The sequence below is a fragment of the Sphingosinicella xenopeptidilytica genome, from assembly GCF_042676985.1.
Lineage (GTDB): Bacteria > Pseudomonadota > Alphaproteobacteria > Sphingomonadales > Sphingomonadaceae > Sphingosinicella > Sphingosinicella xenopeptidilytica.
This window is the reverse complement of the sequence record NZ_JBHTIK010000011.1, coordinates 176,620-195,738: the sequence shown is the minus strand read 5'-3', so window position 1 is coordinate 195,738 and position 19,119 is coordinate 176,620. Positions and strand designations below refer to the sequence as shown.

Here is a 19,119-nt window from a genome sequence, read left to right as displayed (position 1 = left end):
TAATTAGCTAAGTCCCTATTTTGTCCACATGGTCACGCTGGCGCCGATCCACCTCGGCCGGGCATAAGACTGGGTGGCAAAAGAAAGGTAGTTCTCAAACGCGTAAACGCGATACGCTTTATCGGTCACGTTGTTAGCGAACACAGCAAACTCGACAGTCCCATCGTTGATGGCGTAACTCGCTCGCACATTACCAAGAATATAGCGCTTTTCATAGTCGATGGGCGCGTTGAATGTGGAGAAGTACTGGGAGCTATTATATTTCCAGTCAGTCTGAATGCCCAATGTCCCGTCGCCAAGGGCAAAACTATAATTCACCGAACCGCCCATACTGAATTTCGGTGCTTGCGGCATTCTGCGGGCCGTCACCTCCCCGCTAGGCAGCGTCACATCCTTGACCTTCGAATCAAGATAGGTACCGAAAGTCTGAATATTCAAACCCCGTGCCACTTTGGCATTGAATTCGAACTCGAGACCTTTGATCGTCGCGTCGAGATTGGTCAAGGATTGGGACAGGCCGAGAGACGTGTACGCTTGGTAATCATCATAAGTATAATAAAAGCCGGAGAGATTAATGGTCGCCCTGCCATCGAACAGGCGCTGCTTCAGGCCGACCTCATATGAGGTGAGCTTCTCACCCTTGAAACCGATAGTGCTTGGGTCGGCTGGTGGAATCGGCGTTGCAAAGCCTCCACTTTTGATACCGCGGCTCACACTTAGATAGAGCAAGGTTCCGGACACGGGGTTGGCTTCAAGACCGATCTTTCCCGAAAAATTGCCCTTTTCGGTTTTTGCGACGTCCGGATAACTCTGAGAATTTATATCAGGCTCCGCCGCTCCATTGATTTTGGATCTATAGTCCAGTTTTTTTTCATCCCACGAGTATCTTAGCCCGGTTATGAGCTTCAATTCATCGAGAAGCGCGTATTCGGCGTTCGCGAAAGCTGCGAGCGATGTTGTTTTGGTTATCGACCGGTAGTCGTATATCGATTCGAAATATGGAAGATCGATCTGGTATCGACCATCCGCCTTGATATGGAGGCCGTACAAGCCCATCAGCCATGTAAGCCTCCCCTTTGAAGGAGAAGATATGCGCAGTTCCTGCGATAACTGGGTGGTTCGTGTCGCCGTATCATAGACTAAGAAATCCTCTGGACTCATATCAGAGTCTTCTATGTAATTTTTAGAAAGTCTCTGATAATCGGTTATCGACACTAGCGTCGCGAAGTCCATGTCTCGCGTATAGAAGAGTGATGACTGCAGGACCGTTCTTTCGAAGTCGACATACTCATCCTGGAAGGATCCCGTGTAGGGATCGTTGTCAGGCTCCTTGAAGTTATACAGCGAACATCCTGGACAGGTGCCATAGTAATTTTCGTCCGGCCCCACTAGCTGCCCTAATCCATCAGCGTTCGGAGCGGTTATTGCCAGCGCAGCGTTCTGGCCTTTTTCATGATCGTTCCGAAGAGCCTGCACCTTGATCCGAACAGTGTCGCGATCACTGAGATTCATCTCCAGTTGAACACGCCCACCATAGAATTTGGAGTTAGCCAAGTCCTTGCCGATCCGATTCTCGATGAACCCGCGGTGGTTATTGGTCGTGAATGAAACACGTCCACGCACCGAGTCGGAGAGAGGACCACTGAGTGCCATCTCCGTCGCCACCTGCCCATAGTCTCCAACGGTGAGGGTCACGAACCCGTTTACGTCCGACGTGGGCTTCGCGGACACGAATTGTACCAGGCCACCCGTCGCATTGCGTCCAAACAAAGTTCCCTGAGGACCTCGTAGAACTTCAACGCGTTCTAGATCAAAGCCCTGCCCTGCGAGCGCGCCCATGGCCCCGATGTAAACTTCGTCACTGTAGAAAGCGACCGGCCCCTCCTGCGTGTCCGCGAAGTCATTCTGTGAAACGCCGCGAATGTTGAACGATGTCAGATTTGGCCCAGTTGAAAGCACCTGCGTACTGGGCAGTTTGATCGTAAGAGCATCAATCGACTGGCGCCCAAAATCGGCCAGTTGCTTGGCTCCAATAGCCGTTACCGCAACACCAACGTCCTGAAGACTCTGCTCGCGCTTTTGGGCGGTGACGACAATCTCATCAACCCGAACATCATCTTGAGCCCAGACAGGCGCGGACCAAGCCATCGCGACCGACGCCAGCAACATTCCACGCCGCGTATTCGCGCACCTCAGAAATACAAACATACTCTCCCCCCTTGCCCAGTTTAAGACGAAGATCTAAATATATATAATATTCAACTATTTAATTTCTTTTAGAATAAAGAACCAATATAAATAAATCGATTCGCATTTCATAGAAAACGTGAATCTATATTTCCAATACTTGAAGCATTCCCGCTCTAATTCAGCCGCCAACATATTGATCTTGACACAACGGCATGGATAGAGTTTGTATCGGTCGATACATACAAACATTTCGACGGCAATGCAAGCTGCTTGTGCCGGTTCCACCCACACGCGATTCATCGGGAGATTAAAATGACCGCGGTCACCAAATTGAATAAGAACCCTGTCAGTCCGAAAGGCCTTCAAACGGGGCAAACCCAGCTTCAGGATTTGCTCGACACATATCGACCGGGACATAGTCTGCCCGCACTTTACTACCGGTCACCCGACGTCTGGGAGGCTGACAGGAAGCTCGTTCTTTCCGACGTCTGGCATCTCGCGGGGCATGAAAGCCGTATCCCCGAACCCGGCGATTATTTCGTTCTCGAGCTTCTAGGTGAAGCGGTTATCGTGACCCGAGACAACGACAGGAAGGTGCGAGCCTTCTTCAATAACTGCCGGCATAGGGGAAGCCCATTATGCCTCAACAAGAGCGGCAGAACGAAAGCCTTTGTATGCCCCTACCATGCATGGACATATTCGCTGGACGGCCGGCTCAAGGGCGCACCCCTCATGCAGCCGGGTTTCGAAAAAAGCGATTACGGCCTATATCAATGCCATGTGGCGACCATTGAGGGCATCATCTTTATCAATTTGGCGGATGAGCCGGTCGAAGATTTTGACGCTGTTTACAGCCCTTTTGCTGATGTTCTCAAACTCTATGGCGTCAGGAATACCAAAATAGCTCATATCTGGAGCTACCGCCTCGAGGCGAATTGGAAGCATGTAATTGAAAATGGTGTGGAATGCTATCATTGTCCAGCCACGCATCCTGAACTCTGCTCGACCAGATCAACGCAAAATCTCAAGAGCATCGGCCTTGTGCCGGAGCAGGCCGACCAAACCGACATTGCGAAATTCAAACGTGAGGTCGAAACTTGGCAGAGCCAGATTGCAAATCGTCCCGACTTGGTTGGCATGTTGGTCGATGACGACGAGAATTCGACTCACCTTCGGAATCTCTCTCGCTACCCTCTAAAGGCCGGCTTTTTGAGCGAATCGAAAGATGGAAGACCCGTCTCTCTGCCTCTCGGAAACCTGGGAGCACACGAAGGCAGTTCAGCAATTGGCGTCTTCAACCCTTGGAGTTGGGCATGGATTTTGGATGACTATGTGGTTCTGCATCGCTGGAGCGCCGTCGGACCAGAAACGACGGAGATCGAACTGACCTGGCTGGTGCGGGAAGATGCCGAGGAAGGCCGCGACTACAACCTTGACGATTTGCTCTATGTGAACAAGATCACGACACTTCAGGACAAAGATCTTATTTTGATGAGCCGAAATGGATGCCGGTCAGACCGATATCAGCCCGGCCCTTTCAGTCGGCAGGAGCGTCTCGTCGATCAGTTCTGCAGATGGTATACCAACAAGCTGAAGAGCCGCTACGCCGGTTCGTTTGCTTAGCAATACATTGTCGGCTACCGCTACGCAGCTTCCTGGGCACGGCTTGCCCGACCCAACAGGCTTCTAGCGTTTCTGCCGGTGGTAGCCGGCCACCAATTTCTCAGTTTCATCCTAGAAAATAATGGGAGCCTATTTTCGCGCATCCGAGGCGCAGCGCGGCGAAGTCGTTGCAGTAAAGAACCGGCTTTTTCCGAGTCGGGCCGCCAAGCCGACCGAAGTGGAGCATTGAAGCAAGCAAGCCTATCTCAACGCGAATGAGCAGTGGCTGCACTGCTGCTGACACAGGGGCTTACAAATCATAGATTTGCACGCTAGATAACACAGATGCCGTCGAATTCTCAGTCCCATGCCAAACGAAAGGAAGGCCGCTTTCCCGGACGCCCTCGTCCTGACGGGCGCCCTCCGCTCTCAAAGGAAGACATCCTTACCGCTGCGGCGCAGCTATTTGCCACGCACGGCTATGACGGCACGAGCATCCGTGACATCTGTAGCGTCCTGAACAGTACGCCATCATCCATCTTCCATCGATTTCCCACGAAGAAAGATATTGCGGAGGAGGTTTACAGGCGCGGCAGCGAACCATATCTCGAAATGTATGATAGGCTCTCTGCAACAGGCCTGTCGATCGACACACAGTTATATCTTCTTTTGTACATGGAATCTCGGGCGAGCGCGGAGGATGATCCCGTAGTGCGCGCGATTTTTGGAATGTCCGAACTTAAAAGATCGGAATTCGAAAAAATTACGCATATCAGGAAGGATGCTGAGCAGCGGCGGCGCGAGATGATCAGTGAAGGCATCGCCAGCGGCATCTTTGTGGCCATCGATCCTTCGGTGGTTGCAGCTTTGCTGATCTACGCACCGGAGGCGGGCTATTTCACTACACTTGATACCGGCAGCGCGGACCATCAGGCCAGGAACTTTGCGCGTTTGATCCTGCGCGGACTGCTCATTGACCAGAACAGATTGTCCGAGATCGAGAAGGACGCGCATGCAATTAAAATATCATTCCGAAATTGCAAGTTCACTTAAGTTAGCAAGAGATGAACTCATTCGCCGGGCGACAGTGAGTGCAACGATGTAATTGTCGGGCCTAATTGCGGGCGGGCGGCTGGCTGAACATTTCCCGAACGAGGCTACTGACGGCAGGATCAATATCTACGAACCTGCGCGGAAGGATGCTGATCGGCTACGGTGGATTGGATCAGTGTGCTCTACCCGCATCCCCGCTTCAGTTATCGACACCTTGATCAAGACCGGACAGCGCCAAAACCTCATATACCTGTCCAACACGGCGGCACCCGCCTTATCCAATGCGGCAATGCTGCAACTGTTGGGCGAGATCGACCCGAAGAATCCAAGATAGGCACAGCTTGTCCGTCCTCTATCAAGCATCGACCTTCTAACCGGCCTCGGAGAATTGGGGACGGGCCATTCTACCGGCAGCGACTTTCTCACAGATAGCAATGCTGACATGCATGTGCGCTAGTCGACCCTCCGATCAGAGGGTGGACTCGGATACGTCCTCGACCAATCTCTATTGGCCTGGGCCATACCCGGGGAAATAGCTGGCCCTTCGCCCCGACGCACGATTGTAGTCGCCGTCTCCAAGGACATATAAGCATGGCGCCCGAACGACATCTCCACGAGCGCATCTACCTTTCTCTAAAATCCATTCTTCTTAGTCATGATTACCGATCCGGGCAAAGAATCGACATCGCTGGACTGGCTGAACGGTTCCAGGCCAGTGTTACACCCGTCAGGGATGGGCTCTGCCGCCTGGTTGGCGAAGAGGTCGTGGAAATGCTCCCCAGCGGAGGATTTCGGCTGTGGCTGCCAACGGTCGACAGCCTCAGGGATATCTACTTCTGGAACGGTCAGCACTTACTGGCGGCGCTTCATGCCACATCGTTTTCGGCTATTCAAACCGTGCTTGTCGGGGTCTGGAGGTATGCAGGCGAACCGTTGGCGACGCCTGAAATCGCGGTTCCGCGGTTGTTTCAGAGGCTTGCCGACGCATCTGCAAATAGAGAATTCAGCCGTCAGGTCGCTGCGACAAACGCGCGCCTCTATCATGTACGTCGCCGGGAACCGGCACTGATCAACGATTTTCATGCCGAAGCAAAACGACTCGCGATTCCGGATCATACCGGTGTTCAAAAAGCCGTGCGAAGGAGAATTCTTGCCTACCACCGCCGCCGTATTCTGCTTGCGCCACAGATTGCAGAGAGATTGGCTCTCGAGGCAGAGCTTTGAATTCCTGAGCTTACGAAATGCCAGGATGTTTCTGAGAGCAATTCCAATATGCGACACCGGGGCTCAGTCCATATTTATCGGTGAATATCATCGATCACTTTCCGATCCTGCTCGCGCCGCTTTTGGAGCGGTACAACACAAGGGAGAGTGACATGACCTACGAAGCGTCATCCGAGATCGTCGACCTCGGCACCGCCAGCCGCGAAACCAAGGGCGCACCGGGAACGCCGTTCCCCGACAACTACGGCGACCGTCCGCAGGAAGGCCTCAGCGACGACTGACCGGACCCGGCGCGCGCGGCATGCGCGCGCCGGCTTTCCGAACCCAATGGCCATGACATATGCGCTCCGCCCCGGTCTGCACTGGCGTGAAATCGAGGACCATGTCTTTTTCCTCGACATTCCGGCGGACCGTTATTTCTGCCTCAAGGGCTCCGCGGCGCACGCGTTCATGGCTGCCGCGCACGGCGACATGCCTTCCGAACACGGGCCCGCTGCCAGGGCGCTCCTGAACTGCGGCATCATCCGGCACGCGCGCCGATGCGAGATACCCCCACCCTGTTCAGTCGTCGGCGTCACCAGCGAATGGCCGGCGACGCGGCTGCGCCTCTCCGACATCGCGCATGGACTTGTGGCAAATGTAACGGCGCGCAGGAGGGCGCGCATGCCCCTGCAGAGGCTGATCACTGACATGGTGCGCCGCAAGACGGACCTCCGCCCCTCGTCCTCGCCGGAAACGGACCTTGGTGAAATCGTCGCAGTCTTCCGGCTCTTCGACAGGGTTTTCTCAGGACAAGACCAATGCCTCCCCCGCGCCGCAGCGATCCTCGGCCTGATGCTGCGGAAAGGCGCATCCGGCGATTTCGTCATCGGCCTCTCGCTGCATCCGTTCCGTGCTCATGCCTGGATACAGGTCGGAGATCGAGTCGTCGGTGACCGCGCCGATATCGTCACGCTCTACGCGCCCATCCTTGCCATATGAGCGCCGGCCGTTACCTGATCATCAACGCCTCCAACGCGGAACGATGCCGCGCCATTGCACACAGCGCGAAAGCGTTCGTTTCGAAACGCGCCCGGATGCAGGCCTTTGGGTCGGCGCTCGTCATGAGCGCCGACCTCCCCGTCGTCCCATCGGCCGAGCAAGAAACGCTGACGATCGGCCATGCCTTTCCCTGGACGGGCCTGGAGAGGGTCGATGATGTGCCGGATTTCAGAAATTGGGGGAACTATATCCAACTCTCGGATGGACCGCGCGGGATTGCCCTCACGCGCGATCCGTCCGGCATGCTCCCGTGCTATGTCCGTCACTGTAATGACGTCAGCCTCGCTGCCTCCGATGCGAAACTGCTGACCTGCACCGGTACGGCCGAAATCGACTGGCCATGCCTTGCAGGCTTTCTGGCAACAGGCGGCATGCGGAGCCGCGCCACATGCCTGGCGGACATCTTCGAGCCGGCCCCCGGAACGCGGCAACAGTTCGCGGCAGACAATGCTCCCGAAACACTCTGGAGTCCGTGGACCTTTACCACCGCGAAATCCCGCATTCCGTCGGAGACGGCAGCCGCTGAAACTCTGCGACGAACGATCAACCAAGTCGCCGAGGCCTGGGCGGCGCAGTTTCCCGATGTCGTCCTTGGGGTCTCGGGCGGCCTGGATTCCTCGATTGTCGCTGCCGCGCTGAAACGTGCCGGCGCGAATATCACCGCCGTCACGCTCGCCACGCGGGAGCCCGACGGCGATGAACGCGTCTATGCCCGCGCCCTTACCGATGCGCTCTGCATTCCGCTTGTCGAGGCATTCGAGGATCCGGATCACGTCGATCTGGAACATTCGGCAGCAGCCCACCTGCCGCGGCCGTCGACACGCGCGTTCAGCCAGTCCTCGGACGCAATTCAGCTGGCGATCGCCTCGGAGCGCCGCGCCACGGCGTTCATGAGCGGCGGCGGCGGAGACAGCGTGTTCTGTGCGCTTCGATCAGCGTCTCCCCTCGCCGACCGGATTCTCGCCAAGGCTGGGCTTGTGGATTTGGCGCGTACCGCGCGCGATATCGGCAGCCTCACTGGAAGCCCGCTCTGGCCCGTTCTTGTCCGCGGCGTGCGCAATGCCTGGCGCGGCGCCAGGCCGCTGCCCCCACGCGCCAATCCCTTTCTCAGCCGGGATTGCAGGGCAGCGGTAACAGCGCTGCCTCTCCACCCCTGGCTGGCTCCGCCCGCGGGAACGCCGCCAGGCAAGGCCGCGCACATCGCCTGGATTCTCGGCATCTTCAACCACCTCGATCCGGTCGGCCGCACCCTGCAGCTCCCTGGCATCTTCCCCCTGATGGCGCAGCCCATTGTCGAACTGTGCCTGCGCATTCCGGCCTGGATGTGGGTGAGCGGCGGGCGCGACCGTGCCGTTGCGCGCGAGGCTTTTCGCGACATTCTCCCCACGGTCGTCCTTGAACGACGCTCCAAGGGCACGCCCGCAAGCTTCGTGATGACCCTCTTCGAAACCAGGCGATCGCAAATTCGGGAGATGCTTTGCGACGGCCTCCTCGCTCACAATGGCCTCATCGACCGAACCGCCGTAGCCCACTACACACGGGACCCGCGTCCAGTCTCCGATGTCCGCTACATGCAGATCATGAGCCTCGTCGATGCCGAGAGCTGGGCCCGTTGCTGGACAGATCAGGAGACACCCTGCGCGGCTTTCCGAGCGCGCAGCGCGCGCCAACGGCGATACTGATCGTCTGTCGCAGCGTCTGGGATTTCCTTGCCGAGCAACCAGAACAGCAGCCATTCAACCGAACGTCGCAAGCGCCAGGACTCATGTGAGGGATAGCGCTGCAGCATATGACCTGACCTCGGGTACACGTACATGTCGACAATACCGCCGCTGCGGTCGATCGCGGAAAAGAGCGGCAGCGCCATCAGCCATTCGTCCTCCGGGGGCTGGATCAGCAGAGGCGCACGGATCCGGCCGGCATTGAGCGATGGTGACACAGATTTCCATATCCCTGTCGGATCGTCCTCGGGCGCTGGCAGTCCCGTACCGTGAAACGAAATCGCGCGCGGCGAGTCCGCGTGCGGCGCCGAGATCGTGAACACCGCGGGGTCGGTGGTGATGCCCGTGCCGATCACGGCAGCCGCGAACAGGTCCGTATGCGAAATCGCATGCGTCGTGATGATCGCGCCAAAACTGTGCCCCGTGAGCGCCACCCGCTTCCGGTCGATGACGCCTTCCCCAGCGAGCTTCTCAATGATCACGGCATAGGCCGAGAGCGCAGTCTCATGCAGGGCCAGCGGAACAGGTTTTCCGTCCGGCCCGCGCGCGTTTCCGCCCTCGTCGCTCGCACTCACGCACAGCGCTGCAATGCCATGGCGCGCCAGAATCTGCTCGGGAGCAAGCGGCACGGCTCCGCCGCGCAGATAGCCGCGGCACGCCGTCGTCGTAATCACAAGCGGGACCGGTCCCGTGCGGTTCTCCGGTAGTATCAGGAGACCCGCCGCGCTCCGCCCCTTGTCGTCAGCCCATGACAAATACGTGGGCGCCAGATGCGGCTTGGCGCGAAGCGCTGCATTCGGATCGGCAAGCGCCGCGACAGCGCCGGTTGCGAGGTCAATCCGCACAAGGCGCGGTGGTTGCACCGGACCAGCTTCAACACACAAAAGACTGGTCCCGGTCAGCGGACAGTGCGGACGCGTATAACGAACACCCCCGTCAATCGACCCACCGATCTCCGCGATGGTGCGCAAGCGGTCGGTCGCCGGCGTCCAGCCATGGAGCACCGTGCGGCCAGCCTGGTCGGCGCGGGCGAATACAACTTCACCGGTCCAGCTTGCCGAGATGAACCGCAGCTGCCGCGGCGCACCGGTGCAGACATCGTGACTGCAGACAAGCCTGCGTCCATCCGCGCGAAGCACCGTGATCCGGTCCGATCGGAAGTCCCTCCCCCAGAGTGGATCACTCGGCACGCGTGTCTCAAGAACGAGCCTCAGACCACCCGGAAGAGCGATCGCCCCCCGAAGATCGAGCGAGGGATTGATCGTGCGCTGTTCCGCGCTGGGCGCGCCCAACTCCGCGATGACCGCCTGCTTGTCGCGCAGTGGTCCGGCGAAAGCCTCGATCGGTCCGATCGCGCCGGTGCGACGGATCGAGGTCTCGCGCGTTCCGATTGGAACGCTCCGCGTCATCGGCAGCCCTTCGGTGAACACGTCCGTTCCGAAATGCACGCCCCGACGCGCCTCGTCGGCCTGGCGGGCATCAATCTCCGCACGCGGCGCGCGCACCTGATAGCGGACGATGTTGCCCTCGATCGTGAAGCGCTCGACGTCCGCCGCATCGACAACCGCCCGCTGCGACACGCCGCTCGACGCAAGGCGGTGCACTCCGATTGCCGCCCCTTCGAGCCGGCGAACGTAGAGCGCGCTGCCGTCAGCATTCCACTGGCTGACGGGATCCTCGACCACATCGTGCAGCGGCATCACGATCGGCTCGGCCGCGTCACCAAGGCGCTCCGGCTCGCCGCCGTCCACAGGCACGCGGTACCATTGCTCCGTAATATGATTGGCAGCGACAGACGGCGAGACGACGCGGTACGCGACATAGCGGCCGTCAGGAGAGACGGTCAGACCATCAATCGTTCTGATCTCGGCAATATCGGCATAGTCGATCGGTGTCGCTGCGCGCGCGGCGCAACCTGCCATCAGGAGAACGGCAAGACAGGCTGCGAGCGGCGGCGTGCAGCCGGGAAATCGATGATAATGCATGAAAAACTCCGGTAGGCCGCAGCGAAAGCTCCGTTCCGCTGCGGCGAAGGACAATCACCAGCTTTTGCTGATTCCGGCACTCACGACACGGCCAAGCGCCGAATAGTTCGTCGAGTCGTAAGGGGCATCGAGAACGTAGTCGGGCCTGAACGTGTCGGGCTTCGCGTTCAGAACATTCGCAACGGACACACTGAACACGAGGTTTCGAAACACACCCGATCCCGAAGGGCGATACACCCAGCTGAGATCAACCATCGTCATGCCGTGCAGGCGTTCGGCAGGAACAATGCGTGTCTGATCGACACCCCCGACGTGATTGACGAACGCCGACAGATCGAATTCGGGTGCGGCATAAGTCGCGCCAGCCCGCGTCCTGAATTTTGGCGGGTTGAAGGCCGTTCCTGCGAGCCGCATTTCCGGTTGCCCGTCACTGACCTTCTGCCGGCTCTTCATCCAGGTCGCCGACCCGCTGAGAATAAGCCCCGTATCCACGCCGAGTTCGAAGCGCTGACGCACGGCGACGTCGATACCGCGTACCTTCTGCCAGGCGGCATTGACGTTCGCGTTCCAGATCACCGCTGCGACGTTCGACGGATCGTAGGGAACACCTGCCCGGTTGACGAACTCGCGGCCGTCGAATGCGGCAGCGATATCCGCTGCCGACGGATTGCTGACGACGAATTCGGCAAAGGCCGGATTCGACAGTGCGCGCGCATATTGCGTGATCGGTGTTACGATCCGTTCGTCGTAGTCGATTCCGAAACCGCTGATCTCGACCGACGTTCCGGGCAAGGCTTCAGGATGAAGTGCCGCGCTCACAGACCACGTCGAGGCGCGTTCGGGCTTCAACCCCGGATTGCCGCCGAACACGGTCAGCACCGTCGCCGATGCCGGGAGGCCAATGCCGCCCGCCGTCGACGCGGGCCGCAGGTCGACGATCTGTCCGCTGTGCTGCTGCCAGAGCGTCGGCGCCTTGAACGAGCGCCCCCACGATGCCTTGAGGTCGATATCGCGCGTCGGGGCGTAGACAAGCCCGAGCCGCGGCGTCGTGACCTTGTCTACCCCTGGATAATTCTCGTAGCGAAGCGCAGCGCTCAGTTCGAGCCGATGTGCGAACCTCAAACCCTGCGCCGGCGAAACAAGCGGAATACTGAGCTCGCCGAATGCGTAGTACGTATCCTGCGAGACATCGATGTCCTGCACCGGGCCCACCGTGCGATAGGCGTGGAAATCGTTGACCCTGTATCCAGTGCCGAACGCCGCGCGCACCTCTCCCGCAGGCAGGACGAACAGCGGCCCGTCCGCATTGGCTTCCGCCGACCAGGCGGTGTTGCAATAGCAGCCGCGCAAGGTGCGGGTTACCGTCCCGCCCGACAGCATGTCGGTCCCGTACCGGGTGTGATCGAAGCCGTAGGTCGCGAACACGCCGAGCGACCAGCGTCCGGCATCCATCTTGAGCGAGGGAGCGATCGAGAGACTTTCTGTCCGCCCCGGCACAGCGAATGTCGGATACGCAGGGTCCGCCAGCACGGCATAGATACGCCGCTCGCTGCGACGATTGTAGAGCGCATCAAGAGCGACCGTAAGGTCGCCAAGCGCCTGGTGGCCACTGGCTACGACACTATGATGCGAAAGCTCGGGATAGAGCGACAGGCCGTAGTTTACATCCGCACTATAGTCGCGCTGCCGCCACAGGATCGCTGACTGGCGGCCATAGTCGTACGTCGCGATGAGACCCCCGCCCGCCCAGCGCGTCCCGGCGACGATCCCGTATTGCTGCTGCGCATTGCCGCCATCTGTCGAGGCGCCGAAGCGTGCCGATGTGGTTACGCCATCATGGTCGCGCTTCAGGATGATGTTGGCGACGCCGGCAACGGCATCGGAGCCGTACAGCGCCGAGGCCCCGTCGGCGACGATCTCGAGGCGATCAACGGCCGCGACCGGGATCGCCGAAACGTCGATCGTCTGGCGATTGCCCCCGAACGACAGCCGCCGTCCGTTGAACAAGGTCAGCGTCGCATCCTGGCCGAGTCCGCGCAGGTTGATCGACGTTCCCGAGCCGACGTTCTCGCCGCTTGCCAGCGGCACGTTGAAGCCGATACCCGGATTCTGACCGCCCCCGAAATTCTGGGGAAGCGCCGCGGCGACTTCGGTCAGCGACGAATGGCCGGCAGCGCGCATGTCCGCGCCCGAAATCGAAATCAGCGGCGAGGCGATTGCGCCGCCGCGGATGCGCGTTCCCGTGACCACGATCTCGCCGCCCTCCCGGACGACGATGGTCCCGTTCTCGATCGTCGCAGTGAGGCCGGTCCCCGCCAGCAGCAGGTCGAGCGCGTCCGCAAGCGTGCGGCGTCCGCTGATCGCCGGCGCACGACGGCCTACGACGGCATCGGCCGGAAACATTACCTCCAGGCCCGCCGTTCGCGCGACCTCTGTCAGCGCCGTCCCGAGCGGCTGCGCGGCAACCGCGAATTCAATCGGTTCCGCTGCTGCAACGGGCGCGGCCAATACCCACGCCGCGGCAATGCCCAGCGCCAAGGCTTTTCGTCCTGTCGTCATAACTCCCCCTCCCTGCGCGCCGCGTGGTTGCGGCGTTCAGGAAGGTTCGACGTGGAGCGTCCCCCCTACACGGGGTGCGGTGATGAAAAATATCTTCGGGAACGCGCCCGCAGCGTCAGGCGCGCGCTAGGCGAATGACGCCGTGTTCCGCCTCGACGCGAAGCCCGAACATCCGCGCAAGGCGCGGCGCGAGCAGACGGGGATCGTTCACCCGAAAGCGTCCCGAGACCTTGAGGTCGGCAAGGCCTGGCCCGGAAAGAACGAGCGTCTCAGGCCCGTAGCGGTTGGCGGTGCCGATCACCTCGGCAAGCCGTGCCGTTTCGAACACCGCAATACCAGCGGGCCATTCGGCATCACGCGAGGCCGCGCGCTCGCGAACAAGACCGCCGCTGGCCTCGCGGCGAATTCCCTCGCCAGGCGCCAGCGGAAGCACAGTGCCGGCATCGGCGACCTCGACCCGGCCTTCGAGGAGCGCGACCGCGGTGCCGCCCGCCTCACGCGTCACATCGAACACCGTGCCATGCGCCACGACCGTGCTCGTTCCCGCCGTCACCACGAACCGGCGCGGGTCGGGCGCGACCACGAAGCGCGCGCGGCCATGCACCAGCGTCACACGGCGCTCCGCGCCGATCTGGAGTGCAAGGCGGGTTTCGGTATCGAGCGTCGCCGTGCTGCCGTCGGCGAGCACCACCGCGCGGATCTCGCCGCGGCGCGTCGCGACGATACCGTCCTGTCTCCCGCGCCCGGCGAGCGCCAGCCACCCGCCAGCGCCAAGCAGGCCTGCTGCCGCCGTCCCGGCAACGACGTTTCGCGCGAATGCCCGCCGCGGCAGCTCCACGAAACCGCCTTCATCGCGCAGCAGCTTGCCGAGCCCGAACACCTCGCTTGCGCGGTTATAGGCGGCGCGGTGTTCCGGCACGGCGAACCAGACGTCGAATTCCGCGCGCCAGCGCTCCGCACCCGGCCCGCGCATGCGCGCGAACCAGCGCGCCGCCTCGCGCCGCAGCGCATCCCCTGCTCCCTGAGACGGATCCGTCATGGCCTGTCCAGCGACTCCCCGATTCGCACCAGCGCTTCCGCGATATGCCACTCGACGGTGCGAATGCCGATACCGAGCCGCTCGGCGATCTGGCGGTAGGTAAGGTCCTCGACCCGGTGCAGCAGGAACACCTCCCGCGTGCGGGGCGGGAGTGCGTCGACCGCGGCGCGATATTGTCTGCGCACGTCTTCAACCTCGATGGCATGGGTTTGCTCAGGCGCGTGGGCCAGCGCGGCGCTGTCCGCCTGCAGAGACACCGTCTCGCCGCGCACGGCGGCACGGCGCGCGCAGTCGACGAGAAGATTGCAAGCGATACGCTGCAGATAGGCGGCCGGGCGTTCCGGTACCGGCCGTACCGTAGCCGCACTCATCAGGCGGACAAAGGCATCATGCACAAGGTCCTGCGGCTCTTCGGCAGTGCGTCGGCGACGAAAGAAGCGCGCAAGCCGCGTTGCCTCGCGCCGGTAGAGCGCGTCCGTATCCGGCGCGCATCGCCGCGCCTCGTCATTCTCCATGGAAACCCGCGCGGCAGGCACGCTACAGCGCCTGCAGGCGCTGCGTCGGGGGTCAGCGGAAGCGCTTGCCGCCAGAAGCCGCCGCGCATGCTCCGGCCGTCAGGCCGAAACTTCATGATGCCGTGCAGGACATCCTGCAACGCAGCCGGCCTGCGTTCGCCGCGTCATCTCGAATCCTAGACCCAATGCGCCGCTGGCGGCAAGCCCGTCAGCGCGGCTCTTGCCGGACCGGTCCCTGCTGCATGTCCATGAACGCCCGGATTGCGGCCTCCTGCTCGGGCCGCAGCGTATCGCACGCGCCGGGCGGCTGCACGGATGCGCACCCGAGCAGGAACGACGGGCAGCGACCCTCCCAGGTCCCGAGATTGGGACGGTGCGCGCGATATCCCGCAAGCGCAGCGATCTCGCGCGAAAACGTCCGCGCTACCGCCGGCGGGTAGGCGAGCCAGGGCAGTTCGTAGGGCTTCAGCCAGCCGAGGCTGTAGCTGACGATCATGCCGCGGCGAGGGTAAGGTGACCGGTTCGCGCCGCCGCCATGGAGCGTCGAGCCGAGGAAGAGCAAGGCTGTGCCGGGCCTCATCTTAGCCGCGACCGGCGCTTCGGACGGTTCCGGCTCGCGGCGGTGGCTTCCCGGCCAGACCAGCGTCGCACCGTTCCCGGCCGTGTACGGTACGAACGGCCACATGACGTTGATGAGATATTCGACGCCGGGAGTGCGCAGCGGCCACATCTCCTCGTCACGGTGCGGCGGCTGCATCGGCGCGCCCGGCATCAGCTCGACCGCCTGCGTCAGGTTGAGCTGGATCGCGTCACATTCGGTCAGCACAGCGCGCGCGATCGCGAGGATGAGCGGATGGCCGACGAACGCAGCCGCGTGCGGCGTGCGCGCGAGCAGCCCGTGAAAGCGCCGCGTGGCGTTTCCGTAGAACAGGCCCTCGGACAAGGGCGTCCGTTCGAACACGGGATCAAGATCGGCAGAAAGTGCCGCGACCGCGTCCTCCCCGACAAGGTCCGGAATGATACAGTAGCCGTCGCGCAGCAACGCATCGTGCCAGCGGCAGGCCGCCTCGTCGATTGTGCTGTCCACGCCGTCCGCCACACACCTTGCCTCCCAAGCGGCAAGGATCGCCTCTCGGCGAGCAAATATGCGACCCGCTGATCAGGGGGTTGGTGTGCGATGCGCCCGGAGTCGGGCGGTTCAGGACTCGAAGATTTCGCGAAACGAAATCTGCCCGTCATAGAGTGCGCGGGCGACGAGGTAGGGCCGCTGCGCACCACCGTAGGCACGCCGGACATTCTCGACGCGCTCGTGCGCCGTGCTCGGCGCGATCTTTTCCATCATGGAGATTTCGATATCGGTCTTGCCCTGCGCGACCCGGACCAGCGCGATATGCTCGCGCTGCGAGAGCGCGGGCGGCGGCGCGGGACCGCCCTCCGCCGGCTGGACCAGGCGGCGCATCGCCTCGAACGCATAGCCGCCGATGCTCGCCGCGATCGGCAGCGCGTTGCGGCGCAGCCGCTCGGGCGAACGCGTTCCGAACGAACAGCTACCGCGCGGCTCGCCGGGAACGTTGAACGGCACGGTATAGCCCGTGCACAGCCCATAGGCTTGCGCACGTTCGAGAATTCGGGACTGGCGCGGCGACAGCCGCAGCAGCCGCGGCACTTCACTCCATTGCAGACCCGTCGCCGTACGCATCGCCGCGATGTACACTGGATCGACCTCGAAGTGCCGCTTCAGGATCGCCTGTTCAACCCAGTCGGGATGATAGTTCGACAGCTGGAACGTATGGCGCGGCGGCGCGGCGGGATCGACATGGTGGCCGATCATGAACTGCTCGAACCCGAGATCGTGCGCTGCGGCCGTGAGCAGCACGGCGACCGTCTCCGGGCCGCGCGCGCTGCGAAAACCCTCCTCGTAGACGCCGAAATCGAACGTCGCCACCATGACGAACTCCACACCAGCGGCACACGTGGTCCGTCCATCTATGATGAGCGATCGAAAGACAATCGACTCGAATGACAGACCTGTCTCAGCGAATGATTTCACAGTTCTGAAGAAACGCAAGTCACGATATCGAAATTATCGTGATACCCAAACCTACCGGTCCATTCTTTATTTCACTTTCACATGCCTCTTCGGCATCCTTTCCTGTCGTGAACCGGAGAGGACAAACCCGAGCGCGATTGAGGTCGCACGATGTCTTTCCATCTCCTGTCGCGGACCATGGCGGCACGGCTAGCGCCCGGCGACTGTCAGGCCCGCTGGCATCCCCGACCCACGCCCGCAACCCCGGTCGGGTCCTCCGCTGACGCTTCGGCCGGTTCCCGGTGCGCGCGCCGTCCGGGTCCGCCTGTCTCCGGCCTGCCGCCGGCAGCGCGTGCCGCGCGGCACACAAGGAACCGTCATGGATCACGATCGCTACCGAAACGCCGTTCTCGCGCTGCCCGCGCCTCTTCGCGACACTCTCGCACGCGCGCTCGACGACTGGCCGTACGACGCTATCGCCGCGCACCTCGGCATCGGCGTTGCCGACGTCGAGACCGGACTTGCCGACGCCATCACACGACTTGTTGCATCGCTCGATTCCGGTTGAGTGCGGCGCTCCGGGGCCGGCGTCGACCCTCTGATCGAAGGGTCGACGCCGGCGCGCGCTTGCCACTTCCTGCAGCTTGTAACGTAGCCGTAAGGATCGCCGCCATGGCGCGAGAGGGTATGATGGGACTGGATGCGCAGGGCTTTGCCTGGGAGTTCCTGCGCCGCAACCCTGCCTACCGGCGCCTTGCCGTCGATGCCGTGTCGCCGACAGGCAAGGACAGCGTCCGCGTCGCGGCACCCGCCGCATGGGGGCTGCATTTTCGCGGAAGACCCCGCCCGCCCCGCCGCGCAGGCGCTTGCCTTCTGGCGGAGCGATGCCGACCCCCACGTCGTCGCCATGAACGCCGAGCCGTGCCCGGGCGGCATCGACGTGCTGGCGCTGGACGGCAACATCGCCGTGCTCGTCGAAACTGACGCCGAACGCCTGCTCATCCCCGCAGGCCCCGGACACCTGCGGATCGATGTCGTCGGCGGCACGATTTTCTCGGGGCCGATCCGGCCGCTGTTCACCGTCGACGGCGCGGGCGGCATGGCACCCCAGCTGCTGACGCTCCGCCGGTTCGCAGGTCTGGTCCGCGGCGCGCCCTGCAGGCGGCTCTGGCCGCCACTCCGCCGCGCCACACGTCTCGAGGCCATGCTCCGTGCTCACGACGCACACGCGGCGGGCGCCTCGCACCGCGACATCGCCGGACTGCTCTATGGGCGCGCGGGCGCAGACGAGCGCTGGAGCGACAACTCGCGCTTCATGCGGCTGCGCATCCAGCGCGTCCTTCGCAGCGCGCGCCGGATGATCGAAGGCAGCTACCGGACATTGCTCGGCCTCGAAGGACCGCTCTGAGCGGCGCAGCGCCGAGGCGCTGACAGCGGCAGCACCGGTTGCGCGCACCCACCGGCCGCCGCGCCGCCGGCGCGGCGACGTCCTGTCGGCTCCCGCAGGCGGCGGGGCCGGGCGGGCACGGTCTTCTGGACCCGCGGCCACGGTCCGCAAGCCGGCGCTGCCGGCTCCTCCACGTGCGTTCCGGCCCTCCGGGTGCGGTCCGCGGCTGCCCGGCGGGTCCGATCCCGCGCCTGCCGCCCGTCCCCGCCCAAGCGGGGAGCCACGCTTGCTTTTTCGCGGGCGGCAAGGAGACACGGATGGAACTTCTAACCCCACCCTTGCGCAGCGTCCTTCGCGCCAATGCCGACGCTGCTGCACGCCGTCGCCACGACCCGCCGCCCGCCGTCAAATTCTTCAACCCCTGCGGCGGCGCGACATGGCTTGCGACCGAGCTCGACGCCGACGACGACACTTTGTTCGGCCTTGCCGATCTCGGCTTCGGCTGCCCCGAGCTCGGATCTTTCAGCCTCTCCGAAATCGCCGCGATCCGCCTGCGCTTCGGACTGCGCATCGAGCGCGACCTCCACTTCACGAGCACGGTTGCGATCTCGGCGTGGGCGGACCTCGCCCGCCGTACCGGCTCGATCATCGCCGCCGAAGCCGCGCTCGCGCGCATGGCCAAGGCCTGACCCGCCGCGCCCGCCGTTCCGAGCGGCGCGGCGCGAAAGGCGCGCGGCGCGCACTCGCCGCAGTTCGAACCTGAAAGGTCCACCC

General features: G+C 62.2%; 17 protein-coding genes. 10 read left to right on the top strand and 7 right to left on the bottom strand.

The annotated features are described in order from the left end of the window. Positions 1-15: 15 nt before the first annotated feature. Positions 16-2,208 carry a TonB-dependent receptor gene (locus ACFQ00_RS15415; protein WP_381492691.1) on the bottom strand — a complete coding sequence of 731 codons (2,193 nt, stop codon included), beginning with the start codon at positions 2,206-2,208 and terminating at the stop codon, positions 16-18. A gap of 294 nt (positions 2,209-2,502) precedes the next feature. On the opposite strand from ACFQ00_RS15415, the gene ACFQ00_RS15410 reads away from it, so the two are divergent. From ACFQ00_RS15410 to ACFQ00_RS15385, 6 genes are all read left to right on the top strand, one after another. Continuing rightward, positions 2,503-3,813 carry an aromatic ring-hydroxylating oxygenase subunit alpha gene (locus ACFQ00_RS15410; RefSeq protein ID WP_381492689.1) on the top strand — a complete coding sequence of 437 codons (1,311 nt, stop codon included), beginning with the start codon at positions 2,503-2,505 and terminating at the stop codon, positions 3,811-3,813. Positions 3,814-4,137: 324 nt separating this feature from the next. Next, positions 4,138-4,845, top strand: coding sequence for a TetR/AcrR family transcriptional regulator (locus ACFQ00_RS15405; protein WP_381492686.1), 708 nt, complete (start codon positions 4,138-4,140; stop codon positions 4,843-4,845). A 591-nt stretch (positions 4,846-5,436) separates the two neighbouring features. Next, on the top strand, positions 5,437-6,069 hold the full coding sequence (locus ACFQ00_RS15400) for a GntR family transcriptional regulator (protein ID WP_381492683.1): 633 nt from the start codon (positions 5,437-5,439) through the stop codon (positions 6,067-6,069). A gap of 152 nt (positions 6,070-6,221) precedes the next feature. Continuing rightward, complete coding sequence (locus ACFQ00_RS15395; protein WP_381492681.1) at positions 6,222-6,350, top strand: benenodin family lasso peptide; 129 nt, start codon at positions 6,222-6,224, stop codon at positions 6,348-6,350. Positions 6,351-6,402: 52 nt separating this feature from the next. Further along, entirely contained in the window at positions 6,403-7,050 is a 648-nt protein-coding gene (locus tag ACFQ00_RS15390; RefSeq protein ID WP_381492678.1) for a lasso peptide biosynthesis B2 protein, read from the top strand. 122 nt (positions 7,051-7,172) lie between these two features. Continuing rightward, the gene (locus ACFQ00_RS15385; RefSeq protein ID WP_381492676.1) at positions 7,173-8,792 is read left to right on the top strand and encodes an asparagine synthase-related protein; all 1,620 of its coding nucleotides are present in this window, start codon (positions 7,173-7,175) and stop codon (positions 8,790-8,792) included. Here the strand turns inward: ACFQ00_RS15385 and ACFQ00_RS15380 are convergent. The 6 genes from ACFQ00_RS15380 to ACFQ00_RS15355 all read right to left on the bottom strand — a co-directional run bounded on the left by ACFQ00_RS15380 (position 8,735) and on the right by ACFQ00_RS15355 (position 16,877). Next, positions 8,735-10,816 (bottom strand): S9 family peptidase, encoded by a 2,082-nt coding sequence (locus ACFQ00_RS15380; protein WP_381492672.1) that lies wholly within the window; start codon positions 10,814-10,816, stop codon positions 8,735-8,737. The genes ACFQ00_RS15385 and ACFQ00_RS15380 overlap by 58 nt on opposite strands. A gap of 54 nt (positions 10,817-10,870) precedes the next feature. Continuing rightward, positions 10,871-13,375 (bottom strand): TonB-dependent receptor plug domain-containing protein, encoded by a 2,505-nt coding sequence (locus tag ACFQ00_RS15375; RefSeq protein ID WP_381492669.1) that lies wholly within the window; start codon positions 13,373-13,375, stop codon positions 10,871-10,873. Positions 13,376-13,490: 115 nt separating this feature from the next. Further along, positions 13,491-14,414: a FecR family protein gene (locus tag ACFQ00_RS15370; RefSeq protein ID WP_381492666.1), complete on the bottom strand. Its 924-nt coding sequence runs from the start codon at positions 14,412-14,414 to the stop codon at positions 13,491-13,493. Next, complete coding sequence (locus ACFQ00_RS15365; protein WP_374598073.1) at positions 14,411-14,929, bottom strand: sigma-70 family RNA polymerase sigma factor; 519 nt, start codon at positions 14,927-14,929, stop codon at positions 14,411-14,413. Before ACFQ00_RS15365 ends, ACFQ00_RS15370 begins: the two co-directional genes overlap by 4 nt. A 208-nt stretch (positions 14,930-15,137) precedes the next feature. Further along, positions 15,138-16,028, bottom strand: coding sequence for a phytanoyl-CoA dioxygenase family protein (locus tag ACFQ00_RS15360; RefSeq protein WP_381492663.1), 891 nt, complete (start codon positions 16,026-16,028; stop codon positions 15,138-15,140). 99 nt (positions 16,029-16,127) lie between these two features. Next, positions 16,128-16,877, bottom strand: coding sequence for a helix-turn-helix transcriptional regulator (locus ACFQ00_RS15355; RefSeq protein WP_381492661.1), 750 nt, complete (start codon positions 16,875-16,877; stop codon positions 16,128-16,130). A gap of 460 nt (positions 16,878-17,337) precedes the next feature. Between ACFQ00_RS15355 and ACFQ00_RS15350 the strand changes: the two genes are divergently transcribed. From ACFQ00_RS15350 to ACFQ00_RS15335, 4 genes are all read left to right on the top strand, one after another. Then, on the top strand, positions 17,338-17,526 hold the full coding sequence (locus ACFQ00_RS15350; RefSeq protein WP_381492658.1) for a hypothetical protein: 189 nt from the start codon (positions 17,338-17,340) through the stop codon (positions 17,524-17,526). Between the two features lie 104 nt (positions 17,527-17,630). Continuing rightward, complete coding sequence (locus ACFQ00_RS15345; protein ID WP_381492656.1) at positions 17,631-17,942, top strand: transcriptional regulator domain-containing protein; 312 nt, start codon at positions 17,631-17,633, stop codon at positions 17,940-17,942. Continuing rightward, positions 17,866-18,366 carry a DUF2285 domain-containing protein gene (locus ACFQ00_RS15340; protein ID WP_381492654.1) on the top strand — a complete coding sequence of 167 codons (501 nt, stop codon included), beginning with the start codon at positions 17,866-17,868 and terminating at the stop codon, positions 18,364-18,366. The genes ACFQ00_RS15345 and ACFQ00_RS15340 overlap by 77 nt, the downstream gene beginning before the upstream one ends. A 296-nt stretch (positions 18,367-18,662) precedes the next feature. After that, positions 18,663-19,034 carry a DUF2958 domain-containing protein gene (locus tag ACFQ00_RS15335; protein ID WP_381492652.1) on the top strand — a complete coding sequence of 124 codons (372 nt, stop codon included), beginning with the start codon at positions 18,663-18,665 and terminating at the stop codon, positions 19,032-19,034. Positions 19,035-19,119: the final 85 nt, after the last annotated feature.